Genomic DNA, 23,695 nt, shown 5'->3' with positions numbered 1-23,695 from the left:
TACCCACTTGAAACGAGAAAGAGCCTTTTTCTTTTCCGTCGTAATCCATCAGTCACCCCCTTAAGTGTTTGTGAGTCAATCATACCATGAATTATGAACAAGGTGAATATGTGAAATATACTGAGACATTACAAAATTCCCGACAAACATAACCGGGATTGCTTGAAAATCCGTTGATTACATTTCCCTTGTATGTTACAAATAAATAAAAGGTTTTTTAATTAATGAACACTCTTTTAAGAAATATACCTAAAGTCGACGAAATCTTGAAGCATGATTCATGGAAAAGACTTGTAAAGATATATCCGGAAAGCGTTGCAAAAGATGCGTTGCGTTCCTGCCTTGATGATCTCAGGGTTTCAATAAAAGAAGGAAAAATTAATGAAATCCCCTCGACAAATGAAATAATAGAGGTTGCAGAGAAACATGCAAAATTGTCAATAAGTCCGAGGCTGAAAAGGGTTATAAACGGGACAGGCGTTGTTATTCATACCAATCTCGGCAGGTCCTTGCTTCCGAAATCAGCAATAGAAGCAGTCATAAATGCAGCATCATCTTTTACCAACCTTGAATATGATCTCCAGACCGGTTCGCGGGGAGACCGATACGAACATTGTACGTTTATTCTGCAAAAACTTACAGGCGCTGAAAGCGCCCTTGTCGTCAACAATAATGCCGGTGCGGTTTTTCTTATCCTTAATACATTTGCGGAAGGAAAAGATGTTGTCATTTCCAGAGGGGAACTTATTGAGATCGGTGGTTCATTCAGGATACCTGATGTGATGAAGAAAAGCGGCGCCCTATTGAGGGAAGTAGGCACAACAAACAGAACATTCATTGAAGATTATGAATTTGCGATAAGCGAGTCTTCAGGGCTTTTGATGAAAGCCCATACGAGCAATTACAGAATTAGAGGCTTTGCTCATGAAGCGACAGGAGAGGAAATTCTGTCGTTGAGCGAAAAATATAACCTGCCTGCATATTACGATGCAGGGAGCGGCTTGCTATTCCCAATAAAAAAGCTGGGAATACATGATGAACCTTGTATTATGGATGAGTTAAAAAAAGGCTGGGATATAATCTCCTTCAGCGGGGATAAGCTCCTTGGCGCGCCACAGGCCGGAATTATACTGGGGGAAAAGGCATACATAAAGGCCCTGAAAAAAAACCCGGTAACAAGAATGCTTAGGCCGGATAAATTGACCCTTGCCGCTCTTGAAAGTACGCTTTTATTGTACCTTGATGATAGTGTGGCTCAACGTGAAATACCGACACTGAGAATGTTAAATGAAGAAAAAGATGTATTAAAAATAAGAGCCCTGGGGCTTGCAAAAAAGATAAGAAAACTGTCTGATAAGCTTACTGTCGCAGCAATGGAAATGTCGTCCGAGGTTGGCGGCGGAAGCTTTCCTGACGTGTTTATACCATCTTTCGGTATGGCAATAAAACCGTTTGATATCAGTGTTGACGAATTTGAAGAAAGACTCAGAAATCTTGACGTTCCAATTATCGGCAGAATCGGGAAGGATATGCTGCTCTTCGATTTGAGAACCATACTAAAAGAAGATGAACCGCTTTTTATCAAAGGCATTGATTGTGCCCTTCGAAACTGAACCTCGATTTTTATTTCAGAGTTTATAAGTGACAGAAAACCGATTCCATTTTGTTTGCAGTGAAGAAGGCAAAAGGATTGACGTTTTCCTGTCCGAGAATCTCCTGATAACAAGAACAAAAGTAAAATATATGATAGATGGCGGATATGTCACCATTGCCGGAAAAATACCAAAGCCGTCAATGAAGACCAGAAACCTTATGGAAATTGATGGTGAAATTCCCGCGGAAGAACCTTTATCGCTTACCCCGCAGAAAATCCCTCTTGAAATTTTATATGAAGACGAATACTTTCTTGCAGTCAACAAGCCAAAGGATATGGTCGTACATCCGTCATTCGGACATCAGGACGGAACTCTGGTCAATGCGGTGTTGGCGTACCTGGGGCAGGAGGGAGAGGGCAGGGAGCAGGAGAATTTAGAATGTCGAATGTCGAATTTAGAATTTGAAAATCAAGAAAACACTCATCAAAGTGTTTTGGGTTCCGAATTCCACAATCCACAACCGGCAACCTTGCGTCCCGGTATTGTACATAGACTTGACAAAGGCACGACGGGTGTAATCATTGTGGCTAAGGATTCAAAGACCCAGGAGATGCTCTCTGCACTTTTCAAAAAAAGGGCTGTACGAAAAACATACAGGGCAATTGTTGAAGGTGCAGTAAGTAAAAAGGAAGGCGCAATAGAGGGAAATATCGGCAGGCACCCCATAGACAGGAAGAAAATGGCGGTACTCAAGGAAGGCGGGAGGGATGCGCTAACCTCATTTAAAGTGGTAGAGCAGATCAACGGCTTTAGCTACATAGAGGCATATCCGAAAACCGGCAGAACTCACCAGATACGGGTTCACCTCTCTCACATTGGTCACCCTGTTGCCGGAGACGATCTGTACGGAAAAAAGGCAAAGCATATAGCTGATAGGGCACTTCTCCATGCATATAGAATTCAGTTTATACATCCTGTCAAAGGAACACCGATTGTTATTGAAGCGCCGATACCGGATGACATGATAGAGTTTATTGAGAAATACACCTTGTAGCCCTATATTTCAGGGCTATCTTCCTGAGTGATGCAAAATACCTATCATCAGTTGTTCACGAATTGCAAAAGTCCAAGTAAATATGTCTGCCTTATGATTTTTTTCTTCATAATTATGTTTTGGGTGATATAATGAGTTTATGGAATAAGTGTTAAGAAATACACAGTAGACTTGGCCTTACAGGAGACCAATGAAGATTGTATATCTCGTGTCATTTTTTATTCTTTTTGCCGCCTTTGCCGCCTTTGGGAATGAATCCAGTTGCGTAAGGTGCCATACAGATCAAAAGATGCTGAAGTCGCTTGTGGTTGTCCCGACGCTAAGTGAGGAAGCAGGAGGCGGGTGAGCCGGTGCACCTCCGCCAGTTAGGCCGGAGACCTATTACAAACGGTATCTGATAGATAAGACAATACTGAATGAGGACCCGCATTTTAAAGAGGGTTGCATACCCTGTCACATGGGCAATGAAAAACTGCCTGAAAAGGAACTTGCACACAAGAATATAAATAAAAGACCATCTGACGACCTGAACGTGTGCGGTAAATGCCACACCGATATTGCCAATAGCTATACAAAATCCCTGCACTATACAGTCCAGGGATTCCAGCACAGTATTTCCAGAAGACTTTCAAAAAATGAGGATATGGTGTTTAAGAAAAAGGTTTTTGGCACATCCTGCAAGAGTTGCCATGCGACCTGCGGTGACTGCCATGTTCTCTCTCCCTCTGTGGAAGGTATAAGCGCCGGGCTTATTGAAGGGCATAGGTTTGTAAAAAAGGATGAAGGAAAGACCTGTGCATTTTGTCATGGCGGAAGGGTCTATCCGGAGTTTACCGGCGAATACGGCGGAGGCGTTGATGTTCATTACCAGAAGGGCATGACGTGTATGGATTGCCATAAGAAAGCGGGATTGCACGGTGACGGGAATATGTATTTGACCAAGAACGAGGCAAAGGGAAGGCCAAAGTGCAAGGATTGTCATAAGACAGGAGGTGAGACAAAAGCAACGGTAAAGCTGGCGCATACGAAACATGACGGAAAGGTGAGCTGCTACGGGTGTCATTCTCAGGGAGAATACAGGAACTGCTATAGCTGCCATCTCGAAAAAGGCTCAACTTCAAAACCGGGTTTTATACTGGGCAAGGACCCCGGAGATGAGAAGACCCTCACAACCTTAAGAATAATACCTATCGTGAGGGATACCTTCACAAAAGCGGGTATAAAAATGGAACTGTTTGACACCGTAACTGATTACAAGGCGACGCCTGTCCACAATATCAGGAAAAGGACAGACAGGACGCGCTCATGCGATGTGTGCCATGTGGAAAAGAAGCATTTTCTTACAAAGGAATTGCTCATGAAGGATGGTTCAAAGGCAAATGAAGGTTTGATATTCAACATGAAGCCCTTGAAAATTAATTAATGAAGGAGGTACAAATGAAAAATTCAGCGAAGAAGTATTTCATTCTTATAGGTCTGTTGTTTTTCCTCCCGCTTTTAGTACATGCAGCCAATGTGGAACCTGTTGTATCCACGGACTGGCTTGCGAAAAACATCTCAAACCCTAAGGTGGTAATTGTCGACATCAGAAAGGCTGAAGACTATAAGGAAAACCATATCCAGAATTCGATAAGCATACTGGCCAAATCATGGATTACAAAGAAAAAGGACATATTGAATGAAATGATATCTGATGATGACCTCAAGGATCTCATCGGAGATGCCGGGATAAGTCAGGACTCGGTTGGGTTGTTGTTATAGCTGGAACCGTTGCTGCGCCGATTGATTTGGTAAGCGCCGCAAGAGTTGCATGGACACTCATTTATGCCGGAGTCAAGGATGTTGCAATTCTGAATGGTGGAGTTGAAAAATGGGAAAAAGATGGAAAGCCCCTTACAAAAACAATCGTAAAACCCAAGGCAAAACCATTTACACCAAAATTCGATAAGACCATTCTTGTAAGCAAGGATTATGTCATGAAAAACCTTGACAAGGCTATTATTGTGGATGTGCGTCCCGCTGATTTTTACAGCGGTGAGAAAAAGCAGACTTTTGTTGAAAGGGCAGGGCACATAAAAAATGCAAAGAACCTTCCCTGGGGAACATTGCTGAATGAAGACAAGACTTACAAAAGCAAAGACGAGATTGAAAAGATAATGGCCCCCGTAATCGGGACGGATAAAACAAAAACAATTATTTTTTACTGTGACACGGGCATGTTTGCCACACCTGCCTGGTTTATGGCATACAGCCTCTCAGGATACACCAATGTAAAGGTATACGACGGATCAGCTCAGGAATGGGCAGCAGACCCGAATGTACCCATGGAAAAATAATACTCTATATGCACCCCTTCCCAAAGGGGTGCATGACCTAAAAATACTAAGGTAGATTATGTCCCTCAAGTACCTGATGCTTTTTATACTCTATACAATGTTGATTTTTTCATGCCTTGTTGCACCTGCAAATGCTGGCAATCCGAGATATGTGGACCCTGAAGAAACCGTGTCTCTTATTAAAGAGGGCAAGGCACTAACTGTTGATACGATGAGCTATATCGAGTGTATGGATCACAGAATACCCGGTTCTATTTGCATAGCCCTCGAGGAGTTTGACAAAAATGCCCCATTGCTCCTGAAAGACAAGAAAAGGCCGATAGTTTTTTATTGTGAATCTAAAGATTGCGAAAGGGCTAATGAGGTTTATAAAAAGGCCGTGGCGATGGGTTATGAAAATATTTACATTCTGAAAGGGGGCTTGCCGGAATGGAAAAGTGCCGGCTACGAGGTTGAAACAACGAAGCGGGTCAGAAGAATGCCTGTAGTGTCTGTAAAATTTATACAGTTGCAAAAGATGATGGTAGAAAAGAAAGAGCTTTTGATACTTGATGTCCGTACAGAGGCTATGTTCAAAGAGGGACATATAGATGGCGCCATAAATATACCTATGTATATGTTGCACAAGAAGCTCCATACGATACCAGGAAACCGGCCGGTCATTGTTGTTGATGAGAAGGGGAAAAGGTCATTTGTCGCCTGTTCTTTTCTGATTAATAATGGTTTTAAGGATGTACAAAGGCTCTTTGGCGGCATGAACTACAAAGAAAAGCTGGACAAAAAAAGGTGATTGTGACAATAAAACGAAGTGTTTTATGGGTTTTATTCCCCCTTTTTCTGTTATTATGCCCTTTTTACACATATGCCTCCAACTTGAGAATGGACTGTACGGAATGCCATAACAACAATCAGTTTACTGCAGGGTTCTCTAAATCCGTACATGGAGACAACGGATGTACAAGCTGTCACAGACCTTTCCAAAGCTTAGACAGACATATCTCCTCTAAAGAAAAACCCTCCATTATTTCCTGTGGAACGTGTCACAGCGAGATTGAAAAGGAATATAAGACCAATTTTCATTATCTTTATGAAGATTTCCGCTGTCAGAATTGCCATTACGAAATTCATTCACTTAAGAAACAGCTCAAAGGCTCAAAGATCGCTATAGTAAAAAACTGCACTAAGTGTCATGCAAACGAGCAGTACGCTTCTTCAGGTCATTCGGCAGCAGTATTGAAGGGTAATAATGATTCGGCTGCCTGCAGTGACTGTCATGGCCTGCACGATACAAGGGTTTACCACACATCCCTTGAAGCCAATATGTCAGAGGCGCGCGAGTTTTACAGCAAGAAATGCATGTCCTGCCATTCGAACCAGAAGATGATGAAAAGAAACAACCTATCGCATAAGACAGTAGAATATTATGAGGAAACATATCATGGCAAGGTCCAGGATCTTGGCTATTCAACGCGCGTTGCAGGATGTGCCGATTGCCATACCACGCATAATATACTGCCTCGTAACCACCCTGATTCGACTATAAATCCCACAAACCTTGTCAGGAACTGCGGAAAATGCCATAGCGGTTTTCATCCGAGGTTTGCCGAATACAAGGCCCACCCTGACTACAGAAATAAGAACAGGTATCCTGCACTCTACTGGAGTTTCATTTTCATGGTTTTCCTATTGCTCATTACCTTCAGTTTCTTCTGGATGCACACCCTCCTGTGGTGGAGGAAGGTATACTGGGAAAAATACAGGTTTGAAAAGCTTGGCATAGCCTTAGAATCGTCGTTGCCCCATGAGGAAGCAATTCAGGAGATAAGGCGATTTTCCGGAAAAGAAAGAATTATGCACATACTGCTGGTAATCTCTTTCTTTGGTCTGGTTGTTACCGGTTTTCCGCTGAAATATCACAGCACGCCCTGGGCAAAGGCGCTGATAAGCGGCATGGGCGGCGCACATAACGCAGGTTTATGCCACCGGCTTGCAGCGATTATACTTATAGGACTATTTTTGTATATGATCTGGTTGAGCATCAGCTTCATATTTACGAAAGGAACAGGCATGGCCGGAATGAGAGGCTGGAAGGAGAGACTCTTCGGACCTGATTCCCTGATGCCGAACAGAAAGGACTGGCATCAATTCAAGGACATGGTGAAATGGTTCTTCGGAAAGGGTGAAATGCCGCAGTTTGGCAGATGGACCTATTGGGAAAAATTTGACTTTCTTGCTGTGTTCTGGGGGATGTTCATCATAGGAGGTTCCGGCATCACCTTATGGGCGCCGGAGGCGGCATCCTACATCTATCCGGGCTGGGTATTAAATATAGCAAGTATTGTCCATTCTGAAGAAGCACTTCTTGCAGCCCTGTTTATTTTTACAGTCCATTTTTTCAATACGCACCTTATCCCGACAAATTTCCCCATGGATCCTATCATATTTACGGGCAGACAAAAACTTGAGGAACTTAAAAAATTCAGAAGTCTCGAATATGAAAGGTTGTTGAGCGAAAACAGACTCGATGAACTGAAGATCAAACACCCGGGCATTGCACTGAAGATTATTGCTTCCATGTTCGGGCTTTCGAGCCTGTGGCTGGGTATTATCTTTACACTTATCCTGCTGTGGACTTTCTTTTTCGCGTAACCAATACCAATTCGCCTTCAATTATATAACTTTGTTAACTCGTCGTCATACGTCCTCGACGTACCAAAAAGTACGCCTGCGTCCGGGTACCCGCTCGCGGGTGTTCCTCGTTGCCCGGGTACCCTCTGGGTGCTATCTATGAATCCGAATTGGTATGAGCCCTCCATTTATGTCCCTTATTGTTCCAATTTGCATTCAAGCGTTGCTCTGGATTTTCCAATAAAACTTGACATATTTTCAATATTGTTTATAATAAAGAACAACATCAAGGGGAATTCACAAGACAATTTTATTGATTACGAATTGCGGCCCTTAAAAGGCAGTGAATAGTGAATAGTGAAGATTGCAACTTTATTCCCGGATATTGTGAAAATTATGTCTCCGGAAAGGTCTCCCACCTTTATGGATAATTCCGCCTATTGCAAAAAATGAGTTTGTATTTTTATGGAGTCTGGAAAAAATGAAAATAATTAAAACTAAGAACAAATAAATTCAAATGCTAGTTTGCTATTATGGTGTATTTGCTGATAATTTAAAAGGCCACATCTGGGAAAATTCATGAAAAGCAAAGCCTCTTGGATTAAGGATTTGATAGTTGTCGTTTTGTTTCTTTGAAAAAAGCGGAGCAGATGAAGACGAATCGTTTTTATCTCTCTGTACCATGGTCCAGGCATTTCCGCTCCTGATATTCCTCAGGTAAGCTACTTTACCGATCATTTTATTGCTGATATTATCCTTTATGCTTTTTGTTACACCATACGATGTTTCAATTATTTCAAATCTGTTTTTAATGTTAGAAAATATTTCTTTAATAAAGGTCCCGTTGTCCGATAGAACATAATGATTTTCCATTTCGCGGTGCTTTCTGCTTTCTATTCTCTCGGCGATATTGAATGCTTTCTCAAATATTTTAGATAAAGGTTCTGTGTTAGCTGAAAACATTCTATTCAGAAGATTATCTTTATCAGTAAAAATGGTTTTTTCATTTTTCTGAGCTGCCCTGGTATCAAAAAAATCCGGCAGAACACATTCATTTTTATCAGCAACAACAATTTCCCTGTTTCCTGATATATCAACCTGGGGGCCACATCCGCATAGATTGCCCATTGATGTTAAAAAAACTATACCTATTATTAAAAGAAAACATTTTTGAGTTTTTAAATATTTATTTGATTTATCAATAAACGAAATCATAACAATTACTATTATACTAAATTTATTATTAATGTAGTAATAAATATTTTTGAGAAGTAAGAATAAGTAAGAATAAGAGTCATGGAGTAATCCTTGACATTTGAATTCCAATAATGTGTCAGAAAATCTTAAATTAACCGCAAAGCGAATAGGGAAGCCACTTTGTGCACTGTTTCATCACGAACTCGCACTCATCAGGGACACCCCATAGTCCTCCTACCAAGTAAATTTATCATAAAAAATCCTCTCCATAATATCAAACGGTTATATGCCATGTCTTTTTCAGTACGTGCTCTCCTGTCGGTTCCTGCTCGTAGCCCGGGCACCCTCCGGGTGCTATCTCTGAATCCGAATTGGTATTTAATTCGCACTGCCCTCTGCGATAAAATGTTTGACAAACGGAGGCTCAGAACAGGTGTGAAAGGATCTGGCGAGATCCCATATCTCATGGTCTGATACAGTCATACGTTCATGTTGACGAATATGCTCTCCCCATGATTCAACGATAAAGGACTCAGTATAATTTTTTGGGTTTGCTATATCGTGAAAGAGGTTCCACTTTATTGCACCGTCTCTCCGTCGTATCGTCTTTAATGCCTTCATCGCCTGTATGAATTCCTTTGACTGTGACTGGTCAACACAGTATTCCACAACAATAAGCACCGGCCCTTCGTCGTTTTCGGGCTCGCTTGAAACTGCCAATACCGGCCAATGCTGGGATGGAGTCAGGTCAAGACCTTCTCCGCTCGTAAGCTTAAAGCGCCAGGTAAAAAGAGCGCTGATAATCAGGCAGAACGATATGACAGTGAGCGTCCAGGGTATGCCTGCCAGGGTTGCCATTGTTCCGCATAGAGCGCTCCCGGTTGCCATCCCTCCGAAGAAGATGAGCAGGTATACCGACAAGACCCTTCCACGTACCCAGGATGGTATTACAGACTGTACAACCGTATTAAAAACGGAAAGCAGTATCAGCCAGGCTATGCCGCCGGCAACCATGGTCACGCCGAGTAATATTAACGATCTGACATGAGCAAGGAAGAGTATGGCTAGTGCAAAAATGTTTGTAGCCATCAATACAAGGATATTTAAAGAAATCCTGTTTCTCAGCCAATGCAGCAGGGGCGCACCTGAAAGTCCGCCAATACCGAAAAGCCCCATGAGAACTCCGTAGCCCAATGAACTCAATCCAAGGTCCTTCTGAGCTATAATAGGTAGAAATGCCCAGAGCGCGCTGCTGAAAATAGAAAAGAATATTGAATGGATAAGAACTGCCTGTACCTGAGGCGCATTTCTCACATACCTTACCCCTGTTTTTATGGCGCTGATCAAACGTTCTTCAGGAAGTGTGTTTTCCTTGTGCTCCCTTTTCCAGCCTTTTAGAACAATGATTACCCCGAGAAAAGAGGCGCCGTTTAAAAGAAAAGTTGCGCCTGTGCCTATGGCTGCTATTACAATACCGCCAAGGGCCGGGCCTGCGACTCTTGCTATATTGAACCCGGCTGAAGTCAGTGTAACGGCTGACGGCAAATCATCACGATGGATCAGTTCAGGGATTACAGCCTGCCAGGCAGGGGCGTTTATTGCAGCCCCTAAAGAGAGAGAAAAAGTAAAGAAAAGAAGGATCAAGGGCGTTGTTAAACCGGCAACCGTTGTTACACCCAGACTCACAGACACACAAAGCATCCATGTCTGGGCAATAAGGAGAAGCCGGCGTCTGTCAAAAATATCGGCCAATGCACCGGCAGGGAGGGCAAGTAGAAAAAAGGGCAGGGTAGTGGCCGTTTGCACCATGGCAACCATAAAGGGAGATGGCGCAAGCGTTGTCATAAGCCAGGAAGCGCCGACCTCATGCATCCATGTTCCTATCAGTGACACTACATTTGCAATCCAAAGTATCCTGAAAAAAGGCTGTTTGAGGGGATTCCAGATAGATGTTGTTGAATGTTCTTTTTGTGACATGTCGGCTGCTATAGTATACCAGAGTTTGATAATCCCTTGTGTTTTTTATCCTGCATGTATTTTAGAAACAAGATCGGGTTTCCCTCTGATGGCTGCCGCCTGAAGCTTGCGTCATCCCCCGAAATATCTTGATAATTTGGGAAGTTGTGTTTATAATACACCATCTGACAATGGAGGATTTGGATGAAAGTAGACGTGGTAGAGATTGATCGTGTGAAGAAAAAGGTTGAAGTCATATTTCCCGAAGAGAAGGTTGCGGAGTTAAGGGAGGGGGTATATGAAGAGCTGAAAAAGCATGCAAAAATAAAGGGCTTCAGACCTGGAAAGGTTCCAAGGTCAATCCTAACGTCCTATTACAAGGACTATATTGATGATGAAGTGAAAAAGAAACTTTTAGAGGTTTCGATGGCAGATGCCCTTTCTGAAGCAAAGATTGAACCTGTTGTGGAACCCTTTGTTGATTTCATAGAAGATAACGAACGTTATGGCTATACACTTGAATGTGAAGTTATGCCTGAAATAGAGATACCTGTTTATAAAGGTGTTGAGGTTGAGGTGGATGCCATTCAGGTGACAGATGAAGATATTGATAAAAGGTTAGATGGTTTAAAGGAAATGCACGCAGAGATGATAACAAAGGAGCCTGACGCAGGAGCACAAAAGGGAGATTTTGTTATTATTAAATACCAGGGGTATTTGAATGAGAAGCCTGTAAAAGATATTGTTACAGAGGCCTACCCTTTAGAACTCGGTTCTCCACAATCAATGCCTGAGTTTGAAAACGGAATTTACGGGATGAAATCCGGTGAAGAAAAAGATATAAGCGTAGATTTCCCTGAGGATTACCCGAATAAAGATATTGCAAAAAAGACGATCCTCTTTAAAGTCATGGTAAAGGAGATTCGCGAGAAGAGGCTCCCCGAGATAAACGATGAATTTGCAAAAGACATTAATTTTGAAGATATGGAAAAGGCCAGAGAAGGATTGAGGGAAGAAATTAAAAAGGAAAAAGAGAATTCAAGAAATCAGTTTGTATCTCAGAAAATAATAGAAACTTTGATTAATAGTGTTGATATTCCTGTTCCGGAGAAACTTCGCGAAAAACGCATAGATGCCATGATGGAAGATGCGCTGGCACGCTTTGACGTAAATAATTTTGCTGCCGAAGATCTTCAGCAATTTGAGAAAAATATCAGAATAGATTTTGAGAAAAAGGCTGAAGAGAGAATCAAGGCAGAAATAGTGATTTCAAAAATTGCAGACAGTGAAGGAATAAAGCTGGAAGAAAGCGATGTCTACGAAAGGATGAAGAAGCTTGCCGAGGAAACAAAAAGGTCATATGATGATGTTAGAAACTTCTATGAAAAAAACGGACTTATGGGTTATGTAAAGGGAAGTATCTTACAGGAAAAGACAGTTATTTTTTTGAGAGAAAATGCTGTTATTAAGGAGAAGGTATGAATCTTGTACCAATTGTCATAGAAAAAGATGGAAGGGGTGAAAGGGCTTACGATATATATTCAAAACTTCTGAAAGAAAGGATCGTTTTTCTCGGGACAGCTATTGACGATAATGTTGCAAACATTATAATAGCGCAACTTCTCTACCTTGAATCTGAAGATCCGTCAAAAGATATATATTTATATATTAATTCGCCCGGCGGGCATATAACCAGCGGCCTTGCCATATATGATACGATGCAGTACGTAAAATCTCCGATTGTAACGATGTGCATCGGCCAGGCGGCGAGTATGGGTGCAGTTCTCCTTACAGGAGGCGCAAAAGGTAAAAGGTATTCTCTGCCTCATTCGAGAATACTCATCCATCAACCGCTCGGTGGCGTACAAGGACAAGCGACAGATATTAACATTCAGGCAAAAGAGATTTTGAGGATGCGCGATGAGATTAACAGTATTTTTACAGAGCATACCGAACAACCGATCGAGAAAATTGCCCTTGATACGGAAAGGGATTTTTATATGAACCCGCAACAGGCTAAAGAATACGGCATTATTGATGAAATTGTGGAGAAAAGACGATGACGATGATTAAGAAAAACAATGGCAGAACAATGAAACTATACTGTTCATTTTGTGGAAAAAGCCAGGATGAGGTAAAAAAACTTATCGCAGGACCGATGGTATATATCTGCGATGAATGTATTGGATTGTGCAATGAGATTATTCAGGAAGAAGTGAAAAAGGAGAGGTTCGACTATATAAAAACGTCCATACCGAAACCGCATGAGATCAGAAAACTCCTCGATGAATATGTTATCGGACAGGATTATGCAAAAAAGACCCTTTCCGTAGCTGTCTACAACCATTATAAGAGGATAGAGGCCAAGCTCAGTTTTGATGAAGTTGAGATTCAGAAAAGCAACATCCTCATGATCGGACCAACGGGCTCCGGGAAGACGCTTCTTGCACAGACACTTGCAAGGGTCCTTCATGTCCCATTCACAATAGCTGATGCGACGACGCTCACTGAGGCAGGATATGTTGGTGAAGATGTAGAGAACATTATACTGTATCTCCTTCAGGCTGCTGATTATAATGTGGAAAAGGCTGAAAAAGGTATTGTCTATATAGACGAGATTGATAAAATTTCAAGGAAAACCGACAGTCCGTCAATAACAAGAGATGTATCGGGAGAGGGTGTTCAACAGGCGCTTTTAAAGATTATCGAGGGTACAGTTGCAAATATACCGCCAAAAGGCGGAAGGAAGCACCCCCAGCAGGAATACATCAAGGTAGATACATCTAACATATTATTTATATGTGGCGGTGCCTTCAACGGTGTAGATTCAATTATCGCCAACAGGGTCGGAAAAAAAGGCATCGGCTTTGGGGTTGATGTGGAAGGTGGACGCGATAAGAGGTATTCTGAACTGATCAAAGAAATCCAGCCGGAAGATCTGCTGAAATACGGGCTTATCCCAGAATTTATAGGGAGACTGCCTATAATAGCAACGCTTGAAGAGCTTGCCGAGGATGTGCTTGTAGAGATTTTGAAAAGACCGAGGAATGCCATCGTGAAGCAATACAGAAAGCTTTTCGAAATGGAGAATGTAAGACTTACTTTTACAGAGGGAGCGATCAGGGCAATTGCCAGAGAGGCCATGAAGAAAAAAACAGGCGCCAGAGGCTTACGCTCCATCATGGAAAAGATCATGCTGGATATGATGTATGAGATCCCTGAACTTCCTAACGTGAGAGAGTGTGTTTTGAATGAAGATGTCATTATCAATCGGGAACGGCCGATTTTTATATATGAGGAAGAGGCTGAAATAGCATAAAGGTAGTATAGTGTAAAGATAATTTTAAAATAGTTAACAGTGAACGGAAATTTGACATTGACGACCAAAGCTGCTATATTAACCGGACATGGGCGGATAGCTCAGCGGGAGAGCATCGGCCTTACAAGCCGGGCCTTACAAGCCGGGGGTCGCAGGTTCAAAACCTGTTCCGCCTACCATTTAAGCGGGGATGTAGTTAAGTTGGTTATAACGCCGGCCTGTCACGCCGGAGGCCGCGAGTTCAAGTCTCGTCGTCCCCGCCATTTTATTTATAAGGGTGCCCGATGCATCTAATCTTTTGCATTCATAATCATCAACCGGTAGGAAATATGGATTTCATCCTCGAGGAGGCTTACGAAAAGGCTTACAAGCCCTTCTTCGAAGTAATGGATGAGTTTACTGATATCAAAGTAAATCTGCATTTTTCAGGTTATCTTTTGTCGTGGCTTAATCAAAATAAACCGGAATACATTAAAATATTGAAAAGGCTTGTAAAAAAAGGCCGGATAGAGATTGTTTCAGGCGGCATGTATGAGCCTATCCTGTCATTCCTGCCGGAAGACGACGCGGTTTCTCAAATTACGATGCATATGGACTATGCTGAAAGTATTTTCGGTGTAAGGCCGAAAGGAATGTGGCTTGCAGAAAGGGTCTATGAGCCATATATGCCGAAAATTATAAACAAGGCCGGTATTCTTTATACCCTTGTTGATGATAACCATTTCAAATCTGTCGGTGTAGCAGATGAAGACCTCTACGGTTATTTCATAACCGAGTATGAAGGCAACAAATTATTTATATTTCCCGGACTGGAGTCCTTGAGATACGCAATTCCCTTTAAACCAATTGATGAGATTGATACATATTTCAAGGGTATTGAAGAAAAGGGAGGAGATCTGGCGGTCTTTGGCGACGATGGTGAAAAATTCGGTCTCTGGCCCGGGACATATGACCATGTTTACACCGGAGGTTGGCTTAGAACGTTTTTTAAATATCTTGATGAAAACAAGACCTGGTTAAAAACAACTACATTTAGTGAATATATGTCCGATAAGCCTCCTAAAGGGCGTATATACCTCAACTGCAACTCCTATAAAGAGATGGCAGAATGGTGTCTGCCGGCATGTATTTCAGGGAGATATGATGCCTGTATAAACTGTGCAGAAGACAGCTACAGAGATTTTTTAAAGGGCGGCTATTTCAAATATTTTCTCATAAAGTACGATGAGAGCAACGATATGCACAAGAAGATGCTCAATATTACGCAAAAAGCCAGGCGACACGCAGAAGCCCGAAAACATGTTTTTATGGGACAATGTAATGACAGTTACTGGCATGGAGTGTTCGGTGGTCTGTATCTTCCGCATCTGCGCGCATCAGTCTACGAGCATCTGATCGAAGCAGAAAAGTTGATGGAGTCGCCAAAACCTTTTGCTGAAGGCTCGCTGAAAGATATAAATATTGACGGCCATGACGAGGTCATACTCGATAATAACGATATAAAAGCCTGTTTTTTTCTGAAAGAGGGTGGTGTTCTCTATGAGCTTGATTATAAGCCTTCTTCAGTAAATATTATGGCGACGCTTCAGAGAAGATATGAGGGCTATCACGATAAGATAAAGGCTGCCTCATCCTCCGCTGACGTTGCTGATGGGACAAAGACGATTCACGATATGGTGATTGCAAAGGAAGAAGGTCTCGATAAATATCTTCATTACGACTGGTACAGAAGGGCTTCCTTTGTTGATCATGTGATGGGGAAAGAAGCTGCATTTGATGATTTTTATAGAAGTACCTATCAAGAGCCTGGTGATTTTGTGAAGGAGCCTTATGGCGCTGTAATAAAGAAGGAAAAGAATCAGGTAAAGCTTTCCATGGAAAGGAAGGGTCGTTTCCGGAAGGATGGACAGGACGTTGCATTAACAATAAAGAAAGACATTGTCTTAAGTAAAGGCGAAGACGCAATCTTTGCAGAATATATAATAGAAGGCGAAGTTGATATTCCGTTCTATCTGGGTGTTGAGTTTAATTTCTCTTTTCTTGGAAGCGGCGGTGAAAGATACGCCGAAATAGGAGGAGATAGGTTGCCTCTCACAACACAAGGCGTGTTGAAGCCATCCGGGAATGTAGTATTCCATGATCCCTACCAGCATGTTGATATTTTACTTGAATTTGATGATCCATCCGCCATCTGGACCCATCCGGTAGAGGTTATTTCGTTATCCGAGAGCGGGTTTGAAAGAAATTATCAGAGTACGATGTTTATGCCTGTCTGGGATATCAATCTATCAGAAGGTCCCAAAAGAATCCGGATGAAGCTTCATCTGAGTAAAGTGTGATTTTTGTTCACGGTTCACAATTCATAGGCTATCATCCCTTTAATCCAAAATCCGAAATCCGCAATTCTGAACAATATGGTTTCAGTAATAATCACAACCTATAACAGACGGCGATTTTTAAAAGAAGCAGTTGTCTCTGTTTTAAATCAGGATTATCAGAATAAGGAAGTCATAGTTATTGACGACGGCTCCACGGATGAGTCTATTTTGGAGATTGAAGGGTTGCCCGTAAAGTATATCCTGAAAGAGAATGGTGGAATCAGCAGCGCACGGAATAAGGGCATCGAAGTTTCACAGGGCGAATATATTGCCTTTCTCGATGTAGATGATCTATGGATGAAAGGTAAGCTATCTGTGCAGATGAAGAGGATGGAAGAAGAAGGGCTTTCCATTTCTTACACGGACGAAATCTGGATAAGGAACGGAAAAAAGATGAACCAGAAATTAAAACACAAGAAATATTCGGGCCAAATCTTTGAGCAATGCCTGCCCCTTTGCATTATAAGTCCGTCGTCTGTTGTGATAAAGAGGGAAATATTCGATAAAGTAGGTTTATTTGATGAATCCTTGCCTGTCTGTGAAGACTACGACTTGTGGCTTAGGATTTCTGCGCGATACTCTGTTCTGTTTATAGAACGCCCGTTGATTGTCAAGAGAGGCGGACACGATGATCAGATTTCAAAAAGCTATGAAGCAATGGATAGATTCAGGATTCAAAGCCTTGTCAATATATTGAATAGCGGCATATTAAATAAAACACAGAAGATAAAAGCTGCGGAAGACCTGAAGAAAAAATGCCGGATACTTGCCAATGGAGCAAAAAAAAGGGGCAGAGCAGAAGAAGCGGAATATTACCTCAAACTTTGCGACATTGATTATGTGTCCTCTGCTACGTCATGTAGTTGAGAAAAACATTATATATCCATCAGATCAAAAAAAGACCGGCAGGTATGCGGAATATTGTCGGACATGGTAATTGCCGTTACAACAGCTATGCCGTGCGCGCCTGCTTCGATAACGCTGCGGCAATTATGCAGAGTGATTCCCCCAATCCCGATAACGGGTAGACGGGTACTTTGCCGTATACGCGTTATGCCTTCGAGCCCGACACAGTATCCCAGATCTTTTTTGGTGGCAGTTGGGAAAACACCATTTATTGCTAAATAATCTGCACCATCCTCTTCAGCACAAATAGCCTCATCCACTGTCTTGACCGATACCCCGATAACAGCATCACTGCCCATTATCTTCCGGGCTTCCCTGACAGGCATATCTTCCTGTCCCAGGTGAATCCCGTCAGCGCCTGCAGCCATTGCGACTTCGACAGCGTCGTTGATAATCAAAAACGCGTTGTGAACACGGGTAAATTGCAATGCTTCCGAAGCCAATTTAATGTAGTCCGATACTGGCAAACCTTTTTCTCTTATCTGGATGATTTTTACTCCCTCCAGAAGGGCAAGTTTCACCTGCTCAAGCACCGAATATCCTTTATTTAAAAGGCGATCTGTTACTACATATAGCCGGAAATCATGCAATGATGGTTTTTTCATGGTGTTTATTATGCTTTTTTTTGAACCGGTTTAATTCTAAGCTTTTCCAGCATTGTTTCTTCGGAAAGGTTATAGAGCGTGTCATACAAGGCTACCTGAAAACTTCCCGGACCTTTTGAGATACGGGCTGCTTCTTCCCCGGCAAGTCCATAATAGCCGAGAGCGGCTACGGTAGCCGTAAAGGGGTCCGGTTCAACTGCACAAAAACAGGAAATCGCAGTAGTTGCAGCACATCCTGTGCCGGTAACCAGACCGAACATGGGATGTCCGTTATGCACTTCCACTGCCTGTTCACCGTTAGTGATAAAATCAACCTCTCCGGTGACGGCAATTACCTTATTTAATATCCCTGCCAAACGGTGTGCGCCGTCACGAACAGCATCCACTGTCTCAAGGGAATCCACTCCCCGGATTTTGATCTCTTCTTCCGGGGCGAACAAAGACATGATCTCAGATGCATTACCCCTGATGACTGTTACAGGTACCTCTGCGATGATTTTCCTGACGGTTTTGGTTCTAAAAGGAGTTGCTCCCGAACCTACAGGGTCAAATATAATCGGGATACCCCTTTTTCCTGCTGTTTTCCCTGCGATAAGCATTGCATCCACCCAATAGGGTGTCAGTGTGCCAATATTCAAATTGAGTGCGCCGGAAAATGCTGACATAGCTTCTATCTCTTCATGGGCATGAGCCATGACAGGGGAGGCGCCTATGGCAAGCGTCACATTGGCCGTGCTGTTCATGACAACAAAGTTGGTTATATGGTGAATCAGGGGATGCCGTTTCCTGATCTCAAGAAGTGTTTCTACTGTTCTTTTTGAAAATTCTTGTTCGTTCAGCAATATCGTTTCATTTTTCATTTTATTGTTATCTCAGCCTCCTTTTTATATCTTTGTAATCAGGAACAGAGTCCTGCAATTTGTCGTTAAGCTGTACCTGCTAAAAAACCACGCCTTGCAGGCGGTTCTTTACTGATTGCTATTTTTTCTTTGAGCTTTATCAGTTTGCTCTGGAACTGTAAAATCGTCATTTGGAAACAACGGCAGGGACTTTGACATAAAATCCATCCATATGGGAAGTGCAGCAGCACCTCCTGATTCCTTATTGCTGAGAAACCCGCCTTTGTCGTAGCCGACCCAGACAAGACATAGCAGGTTTGGTGAGAAGCCTATGAACCATGCATCTTTGAAATCATCTGTTGTCCCTGTTTTTCCCGCAAGAAAATAGGGCATTTTTGAAGCGCTTCTTGCTGTCCCCCTTTGGACAACACCTTTCATAATGTCTACCAGCGCATATGCTGCCCCCGGTTCTACAACTCTTTCCTCTTCCGGTTTTTCGTTATACAATTCCTCGCCTTCATTTGTAGAGACATTTCTTAATGCATTAGGCGGAATGTACTCACCGCCTCTTGCAAATGTAGCATAAGCTGCTGCAAGCTCTATGGGCAGTACCTCTGTTGTACCGAGAGCTAAAGACATATTATGCTCAAATTTACTGCTTATATTTAATCTCTTTGCCATTTCAATGATATTCTCAATACCTACCTTTTCAAGCAATCTCACCGTAGCGGTATTAAGCGATAATTCAAGGGCTTTCCTCATGGTGACGCTGCCATAATATTCGTTTTTATAATTCTTGGGATGCCAGACTACCTTTGTATATGGATTTGTGAACGATAAAGGTGCATCCAACAACATATAATTCGGAGTAAGACCTTGCTCCAATGCTGTTAAGTATATAATTGGCTTAAAGGATGATCCGGGTTGTCTTCTTGCCTGAACTGCCCTGTTGTACGGGGATGTGGTAAAATCCCTGCCGCCTATGAGTACCTTTACTTCTCCTGTCTTAACTTCAATTGCAATAAGTGCTACTTCAGGAGGTTTTTTTATATCAGGATGCCTTGTTTTGTATGCTTGTATCCCTTTTTCTATTGCTTCATAGGCATATTCAGTCATTTTAAGGTTTACAGTGGTTTTTATATTGAGCCCTTTTGTGTATATCTCATTAGAATCATCCAGATGTTCTTCAAGGGCTTGTTTTACGTAATCTATAAAGTATCCTGTTTTTTTCTCGTAAGCCCTTAAAGGCGCAAGCACCAACTGTGTTTCCGCTGCATCTGTATATGTTTTTTCATTGATAAAGCCAGCATCGTACATTTTTCTCAAGACAATATTTCTTCTTTCCAGTGTTTTTGCAAGGTTTTTAAAAGGCGACAGTCTTGAGGGTGATTTCGTGAGTGCGGCAAGGGTGGCCGACTCTTCAAGCGTTAACTCACTTGCCTTTTTATGAAAGTATGCGTAACTTGCAGCTTCAACGCCGTGAGCGCCTTCGCCGAGATAAATTAAATTTAGATACATGTTGAGGATTTCATCCTTCGAGTAGGTCCGCTCTATCTGGATTGCAAGCATTGCTTCCTCAATTTTTCTTTTAAAGCTTCTTTTAGGGGTCAAAAAGAGGTTTCGCGCAAGCTGTTGTGTTATAGTTGAAGCCCCTTCCGATATACCCCCTCGGATGATGTTTTTAAAGGCAGCCCTTCCGATACCTCTGACATCAATGCCGAAATGTTTATAGAACCTCACATCTTCTATGGCAATGAATGCGTACTTAAGGTGGTACGGCATTTGAGTAATTGGAATGGGTACCCTTTTTTCAATAAATAGCTCCGAAAACAGAGTGCCATCATCCGAATAGAGTCTTGCCGCTGATTTGGGTTTATATGTTTCAAGCTCCTTAACGTCCGGTATATCAAGATAATTAACAAGGGCGTATCCGAAGCTTACCCCGAAAATAGTGGGGATAAGAATGAGCAGTATGGCAAGCTTTATAGTTGTCCTTGAATACATTGGAGGATATATTATACTTTATAAACGTGGTATTGGCAAACCGTAATATATGATGCCGGGTCACTGTGACCATGCAGGCCGCATTATTATTAATTTGACTGAGTTTTTATATAAAGCAGGGCAGGGGATAGCTAAAAGATCGGCACAGGACTTTATGGAACAACTTTATTTATTTGCGCCTGAAGAGATGATAAGGAACAATGCGATGAAGGCATTGATAAACGGGGAGTTTTACCGCTCAGGGAAGCATTGGATGGAATTAAAAAACCTTAACTCCGGCAATGATTTTGTTAATGTTGCACTTGATATAAGCCATTATTGGATGGAAGGATATGGCGACGATGAAGAATTCAAGCAGGAAAAGCCTCTGGAAGTATATAAAAAATGGCTGGCTTTTGAACAATACATAGACACAAAAGCATACCGGAAAAATGCGGTAATTAGGGATCATAAAGGAAAATATATTTCTCTTGAACATCGGTCTGGCAAATCCTACTCCATTATTGCGCCAATCCTTTGAAGGATATTGAATAACGGTACTTGACATGCTCATGGAAATTGGGAAGTGGCAACTGGCAGTGCAGGAAATCAGTAATATTAGAAAGATAGATGTGGATTATAAAAACGATACGTTCTTTCTCAAGTACTCGATAGTTTATTACAGGACAGGGAATATAAATACATCACGGCGTTTTTTATTGTATGCCTTTTGGGATCAGCCTGATTTGATTGCACTTGCAGATATAGTTGACCCTGAGCTTCTTAACGGACTTTCCGATTTATATCCTGATTATCGGATCAGCGAGGATTCAGTTGAGCTTATTCCTTTTGTGATATTGATGACCGGCGCATTCAGCATTCGCCTGGCAGATTGTCAGAATTACCTCTCAAAATTAAGTAAAAGCGTTGAAATATTGGAGAGAATCAGAGAAACAAGCATCAAAATTAATTGCAGATTGTTTTCCCTGTATGCATGGGATGCTGAGCTTGCAAGGCTGATAAATTTAGATTTTATCGGAGCGAGAAACGAGATGAAATCACTCGACAATCAGTTGTTTCAACAATACATGGCGGGAATTAGAAACCTCGAAGGACGAACCCTAATTACAACCGGGTGATGTCATAAGAATGGGTGTGCTGGTAAGCTACGATAGGAAACCAGAAGACCTGTCGGAACTAGTTGTAGACACATTGTCTACAACTGCTAAAATCTCCGGAAAGTCAACAATGACGATGCGCTGCACGATATAGGTTTAAAAACTCCACGATGAGACTCAGGTGAAAAGAGCAGTGGTTGTAAACCCTTATTTTACAAATATTATTGATGAACTCGTAAAAAGTCAAAAAACCGTCACTCCTGTGAAAACGGGAGTTTAGAACACATTGAAATCACTGGATTCCCACTTTCGTGGGAATGACAAAGCGACAGAAATACGACTTTTTACGAGTTCATCATTATCTAATCATCAATAACCGTTGACGCATTTAATACAGTTTGATAGCATTAGGCAAAACAACCCTCAACAATTACGGAGTTTCGGAAGATGGGCCTTTTTGGAGATTATTGATCCCTGGATGCAAAGAACATTATAAGAACATTTCTGTACAGATACGCAGAGACGGAATAGCTGAAAAATGATAAAATATAATAAAGACGACCCTTTCAAGGGCATAGTCAGAGGGGAGGTAAAATAACATGGCTCACATAGCAGATGATCTTCTTATCAGGATTCAGTCTTTACCTGACATAGAAAAGTTGAAGCTTGTTGATGATATTTTGACACAACTGGACAAGCCCGATCCGGAACTCGACAGAATATGGGCTGATGAAGCGCGAAAGAGGTGGGAGGCATATAAAACGGTTAGATTGAAGACAGTCAGCTACAAAGATGTTATGGCGCCCCACCGACGCTCATGAAAATTAGATTTCTTACCCCGGCTCAATGGGAAGTAAATGACGCAGTACAGTGGTACAACGACCAGAAGATTGGTCTGGGTATAGAATTTCTTGACGAACTGGATATGACAGTCCGCCGCATCGCCGCATTTCCCGAATCTTATCGAGAGATTGAGCAAGGTCTGCGGCGCTGTTTGCTGTCCAGATTTCCTTATGTCCTTATCTACGGAATCGATAAAAAAACTATCATAATCGTTGCAGTTGCACATCTCCATCGGGAGCCCCGGTACTGGATTGAGCGCCTGTGAAAAAGACAACGTTGTATGATTTAGCATTTATGACTCCTTGTGAATGGGGGAGGATTTGGAACTTCCGAGCGTCATTCATGGCAAAGGCGATATGAATATTCGCGCGCTTGCTGCCCTTTTGAAGAGGGATTATAAGAATGTTTATCAGGATGTGAAGTTTTTAGAAGCAATCGGGATTGTCATTACAGCGAAGAATGGATTATCGGTGCCGTGGGAAAGGATTGTTGCAGATATTCGGTTTGCAGCGTGATCTTTCTGCAGCTATGTTGTAAAGCACAAGGCGAAGCAGAGCGAGGGGCACCCACTTGTGGGTCATGGACATTGCAATCATGCCGTTGACCGGCAAAAGGAAACAGCATGAAAAAACAGTCTACTAAAAGAGGAAAATGAAAAAAATCATTGTTATTGTTGGACCTACCTGTACAGGCAAATCCGATTTGTCGTTTTACCTTGCAAAGGCATTTAATGGTGAGATTGTAAATGCCGATTCTATGCAGGTTTACAGATACTTTGACATAGGTACTGCCAAGCCCGGCACGGCGGCGCGGAATGGAATCCCCCATCACTTGATAGACATAGTTGAGCCCTGTGAAGAATTCAATGCAGCCCTGTTTAAAGAAAAGGCGGATGCTTGTATACGCGCCATTTGCCGCCGCAATAAGATTCCGATCAT

Annotated in this window: 23 protein-coding genes, 2 tRNA genes and 1 pseudogene (1 of these 26 running past the window's edge); 21 read left to right on the top strand and 5 right to left on the bottom strand. The window is 42.2% G+C overall.

Annotated elements, in window-relative coordinates:
* Positions 1-224 precede the first annotated feature (224 nt).
* From selA to NT178_01765, 8 genes are all read left to right on the top strand, one after another.
* Positions 225-1,613, top strand: coding sequence for an L-seryl-tRNA(Sec) selenium transferase (gene selA / locus NT178_01800; GenBank protein ID MCX5811267.1), 1,389 nt, complete (start codon positions 225-227; stop codon positions 1,611-1,613).
* Between the two features lie 28 nt (positions 1,614-1,641).
* Positions 1,642-2,649, top strand: coding sequence for an RluA family pseudouridine synthase (locus tag NT178_01795; protein ID MCX5811266.1), 1,008 nt, complete (start codon positions 1,642-1,644; stop codon positions 2,647-2,649).
* A 190-nt stretch (positions 2,650-2,839) separates the two neighbouring features.
* A complete protein-coding gene (locus tag NT178_01790) occupies positions 2,840-2,995 on the top strand; it encodes a hypothetical protein (GenBank protein ID MCX5811265.1) in 156 nt (51 codons plus the stop codon).
* A 111-nt stretch (positions 2,996-3,106) separates the two neighbouring features.
* Positions 3,107-4,072, top strand: coding sequence for a cytochrome c3 family protein (locus NT178_01785; GenBank protein MCX5811264.1), 966 nt, complete (start codon positions 3,107-3,109; stop codon positions 4,070-4,072).
* A gap of 14 nt (positions 4,073-4,086) precedes the next feature.
* Positions 4,087-4,410, top strand: a complete 324-nt coding sequence (locus tag NT178_01780; protein MCX5811263.1) for a rhodanese-like domain-containing protein — start codon at positions 4,087-4,089, stop codon at positions 4,408-4,410.
* A 26-nt stretch (positions 4,411-4,436) separates the two neighbouring features.
* Entirely contained in the window at positions 4,437-4,985 is a 549-nt protein-coding gene (locus tag NT178_01775; protein ID MCX5811262.1) for a rhodanese-like domain-containing protein, read from the top strand.
* Between the two features lie 58 nt (positions 4,986-5,043).
* Positions 5,044-5,775: a rhodanese-like domain-containing protein gene (locus NT178_01770; protein ID MCX5811261.1), complete on the top strand. Its 732-nt coding sequence runs from the start codon at positions 5,044-5,046 to the stop codon at positions 5,773-5,775.
* An 89-nt stretch (positions 5,776-5,864) separates the two neighbouring features.
* Positions 5,865-7,634, top strand: coding sequence for a cytochrome C (locus NT178_01765; GenBank protein MCX5811260.1), 1,770 nt, complete (start codon positions 5,865-5,867; stop codon positions 7,632-7,634).
* A gap of 510 nt (positions 7,635-8,144) precedes the next feature.
* On the opposite strand, the gene NT178_01760 is transcribed toward NT178_01765, so the two are convergent.
* Together NT178_01760 and NT178_01755 are read right to left on the bottom strand one after the other, a co-directional pair.
* Positions 8,145-8,939, bottom strand: coding sequence for a hypothetical protein (locus tag NT178_01760; GenBank protein ID MCX5811259.1), 795 nt, complete (start codon positions 8,937-8,939; stop codon positions 8,145-8,147).
* A 249-nt stretch (positions 8,940-9,188) separates the two neighbouring features.
* On the bottom strand, positions 9,189-10,787 hold the full coding sequence (locus NT178_01755; protein MCX5811258.1) for an MFS transporter: 1,599 nt from the start codon (positions 10,785-10,787) through the stop codon (positions 9,189-9,191).
* A gap of 183 nt (positions 10,788-10,970) precedes the next feature.
* Between NT178_01755 and tig the strand changes: the two genes are divergently transcribed.
* The 7 genes from tig to NT178_01720 all read left to right on the top strand — a co-directional run bounded on the left by tig (position 10,971) and on the right by NT178_01720 (position 17,330).
* The gene (tig, locus tag NT178_01750; GenBank protein MCX5811257.1) at positions 10,971-12,248 is read left to right on the top strand and encodes a trigger factor; all 1,278 of its coding nucleotides are present in this window, start codon (positions 10,971-10,973) and stop codon (positions 12,246-12,248) included.
* Positions 12,245-12,829: an ATP-dependent Clp endopeptidase proteolytic subunit ClpP gene (gene clpP / locus NT178_01745; protein MCX5811256.1), complete on the top strand. Its 585-nt coding sequence runs from the start codon at positions 12,245-12,247 to the stop codon at positions 12,827-12,829. The genes tig and clpP overlap by 4 nt, the downstream gene beginning before the upstream one ends.
* Before the next feature lie 5 nt (positions 12,830-12,834).
* A complete protein-coding gene (gene clpX, locus NT178_01740; protein ID MCX5811255.1) occupies positions 12,835-14,085 on the top strand; it encodes an ATP-dependent Clp protease ATP-binding subunit ClpX in 1,251 nt (416 codons plus the stop codon).
* 90 nt (positions 14,086-14,175) lie between these two features.
* A tRNA-OTHER gene (locus NT178_01735) sits at positions 14,176-14,264 on the top strand.
* Between the two features lie 7 nt (positions 14,265-14,271).
* A tRNA-Asp gene (locus NT178_01730) sits at positions 14,272-14,348 on the top strand.
* Between the two features lie 66 nt (positions 14,349-14,414).
* Positions 14,415-16,424: a DUF1926 domain-containing protein gene (locus tag NT178_01725; GenBank protein MCX5811254.1), complete on the top strand. Its 2,010-nt coding sequence runs from the start codon at positions 14,415-14,417 to the stop codon at positions 16,422-16,424.
* A gap of 75 nt (positions 16,425-16,499) precedes the next feature.
* Positions 16,500-17,330, top strand: coding sequence for a glycosyltransferase (locus NT178_01720; GenBank protein MCX5811253.1), 831 nt, complete (start codon positions 16,500-16,502; stop codon positions 17,328-17,330).
* Positions 17,331-17,338: 8 nt separating this feature from the next.
* On the opposite strand, the gene thiE is transcribed toward NT178_01720, so the two are convergent.
* The 3 genes from thiE to NT178_01705 all read right to left on the bottom strand — a co-directional run bounded on the left by thiE (position 17,339) and on the right by NT178_01705 (position 20,817).
* Positions 17,339-17,974 (bottom strand): thiamine phosphate synthase, encoded by a 636-nt coding sequence (gene thiE / locus NT178_01715; protein MCX5811252.1) that lies wholly within the window; start codon positions 17,972-17,974, stop codon positions 17,339-17,341.
* Between the two features lie 8 nt (positions 17,975-17,982).
* Positions 17,983-18,834: a hydroxyethylthiazole kinase gene (gene thiM / locus NT178_01710; protein ID MCX5811251.1), complete on the bottom strand. Its 852-nt coding sequence runs from the start codon at positions 18,832-18,834 to the stop codon at positions 17,983-17,985.
* Between the two features lie 108 nt (positions 18,835-18,942).
* Positions 18,943-20,817: a PBP1A family penicillin-binding protein gene (locus NT178_01705; protein MCX5811250.1), complete on the bottom strand. Its 1,875-nt coding sequence runs from the start codon at positions 20,815-20,817 to the stop codon at positions 18,943-18,945.
* A gap of 49 nt (positions 20,818-20,866) precedes the next feature.
* On the opposite strand from NT178_01705, the gene NT178_01700 reads away from it, so the two are divergent.
* The 6 genes and pseudogenes from NT178_01700 to NT178_01675 form a co-directional block, all read left to right on the top strand.
* Positions 20,867-21,337: a hypothetical protein gene (locus tag NT178_01700; protein MCX5811249.1), complete on the top strand. Its 471-nt coding sequence runs from the start codon at positions 20,867-20,869 to the stop codon at positions 21,335-21,337.
* A 31-nt stretch (positions 21,338-21,368) separates the two neighbouring features.
* Complete coding sequence (locus NT178_01695) at positions 21,369-21,935, top strand: hypothetical protein (GenBank protein MCX5811248.1); 567 nt, start codon at positions 21,369-21,371, stop codon at positions 21,933-21,935.
* Between the two features lie 578 nt (positions 21,936-22,513).
* Positions 22,514-22,735 carry an addiction module protein gene (locus NT178_01690; GenBank protein MCX5811247.1) on the top strand — a complete coding sequence of 74 codons (222 nt, stop codon included), beginning with the start codon at positions 22,514-22,516 and terminating at the stop codon, positions 22,733-22,735.
* On the top strand, positions 22,732-23,022 hold the full coding sequence (locus NT178_01685; GenBank protein MCX5811246.1) for a type II toxin-antitoxin system RelE/ParE family toxin: 291 nt from the start codon (positions 22,732-22,734) through the stop codon (positions 23,020-23,022). The genes NT178_01690 and NT178_01685 overlap by 4 nt, the downstream gene beginning before the upstream one ends.
* Positions 23,023-23,077: 55 nt before the next feature.
* Positions 23,078-23,272 (top strand): hypothetical protein, encoded by a 195-nt coding sequence (locus NT178_01680; protein ID MCX5811245.1) that lies wholly within the window; start codon positions 23,078-23,080, stop codon positions 23,270-23,272.
* A gap of 136 nt (positions 23,273-23,408) precedes the next feature.
* Positions 23,409-23,695 (top strand): annotated as a pseudogene (locus tag NT178_01675) (hypothetical protein) (it continues 49 nt past the right edge of the window).

The organism is Pseudomonadota bacterium (genome assembly GCA_026388255.1).
Lineage (GTDB): Bacteria > Desulfobacterota > Syntrophorhabdia > Syntrophorhabdales > Syntrophorhabdaceae > JAPLKB01.
This window is presented reverse-complemented; position numbering and strand designations above follow the sequence as displayed.

What these genes read in the sequence shown, in the direction of transcription:
- selA (MCX5811267.1), top strand. Translation starts at nt 225, where the DNA reads ATGAACACTCTTTTAAGAAATATACCTAAAGTCGACGAAATCTTGAAG.
- NT178_01790 (MCX5811265.1), top strand. Translation starts at nt 2,840, where the DNA reads ATGAAGATTGTATATCTCGTGTCATTTTTTATTCTTTTTGCCGCCTTT.
- NT178_01785 (MCX5811264.1), top strand. Translation starts at nt 3,107, where the DNA reads ATGGGCAATGAAAAACTGCCTGAAAAGGAACTTGCACACAAGAATATA.
- NT178_01780 (MCX5811263.1), top strand. Translation starts at nt 4,087, where the DNA reads ATGAAAAATTCAGCGAAGAAGTATTTCATTCTTATAGGTCTGTTGTTT.
- NT178_01770 (MCX5811261.1), top strand. Translation starts at nt 5,044, where the DNA reads ATGTCCCTCAAGTACCTGATGCTTTTTATACTCTATACAATGTTGATT.
- NT178_01765 (MCX5811260.1), top strand. Translation starts at nt 5,865, where the DNA reads ATGGACTGTACGGAATGCCATAACAACAATCAGTTTACTGCAGGGTTC.
- NT178_01755 (MCX5811258.1), bottom strand. Translation starts at nt 10,787, where the DNA reads ATGTCACAAAAAGAACATTCAACAACATCTATCTGGAATCCCCTCAAA.
- tig (MCX5811257.1), top strand. Translation starts at nt 10,971, where the DNA reads ATGAAAGTAGACGTGGTAGAGATTGATCGTGTGAAGAAAAAGGTTGAA.
- clpP (MCX5811256.1), top strand. Translation starts at nt 12,245, where the DNA reads ATGAATCTTGTACCAATTGTCATAGAAAAAGATGGAAGGGGTGAAAGG.
- NT178_01725 (MCX5811254.1), top strand. Translation starts at nt 14,415, where the DNA reads ATGGATTTCATCCTCGAGGAGGCTTACGAAAAGGCTTACAAGCCCTTC.
- NT178_01720 (MCX5811253.1), top strand. Translation starts at nt 16,500, where the DNA reads ATGGTTTCAGTAATAATCACAACCTATAACAGACGGCGATTTTTAAAA.
- thiE (MCX5811252.1), bottom strand. Translation starts at nt 17,974, where the DNA reads ATGAAAAAACCATCATTGCATGATTTCCGGCTATATGTAGTAACAGAT.
- thiM (MCX5811251.1), bottom strand. Translation starts at nt 18,834, where the DNA reads ATGAAAAATGAAACGATATTGCTGAACGAACAAGAATTTTCAAAAAGA.
- NT178_01705 (MCX5811250.1), bottom strand. Translation starts at nt 20,817, where the DNA reads ATGTATTCAAGGACAACTATAAAGCTTGCCATACTGCTCATTCTTATC.
- NT178_01700 (MCX5811249.1), top strand. Translation starts at nt 20,867, where the DNA reads ATGATGCCGGGTCACTGTGACCATGCAGGCCGCATTATTATTAATTTG.
- NT178_01695 (MCX5811248.1), top strand. Translation starts at nt 21,369, where the DNA reads ATGGAAATTGGGAAGTGGCAACTGGCAGTGCAGGAAATCAGTAATATT.
- NT178_01690 (MCX5811247.1), top strand. Translation starts at nt 22,514, where the DNA reads ATGGCTCACATAGCAGATGATCTTCTTATCAGGATTCAGTCTTTACCT.
- NT178_01685 (MCX5811246.1), top strand. Translation starts at nt 22,732, where the DNA reads ATGAAAATTAGATTTCTTACCCCGGCTCAATGGGAAGTAAATGACGCA.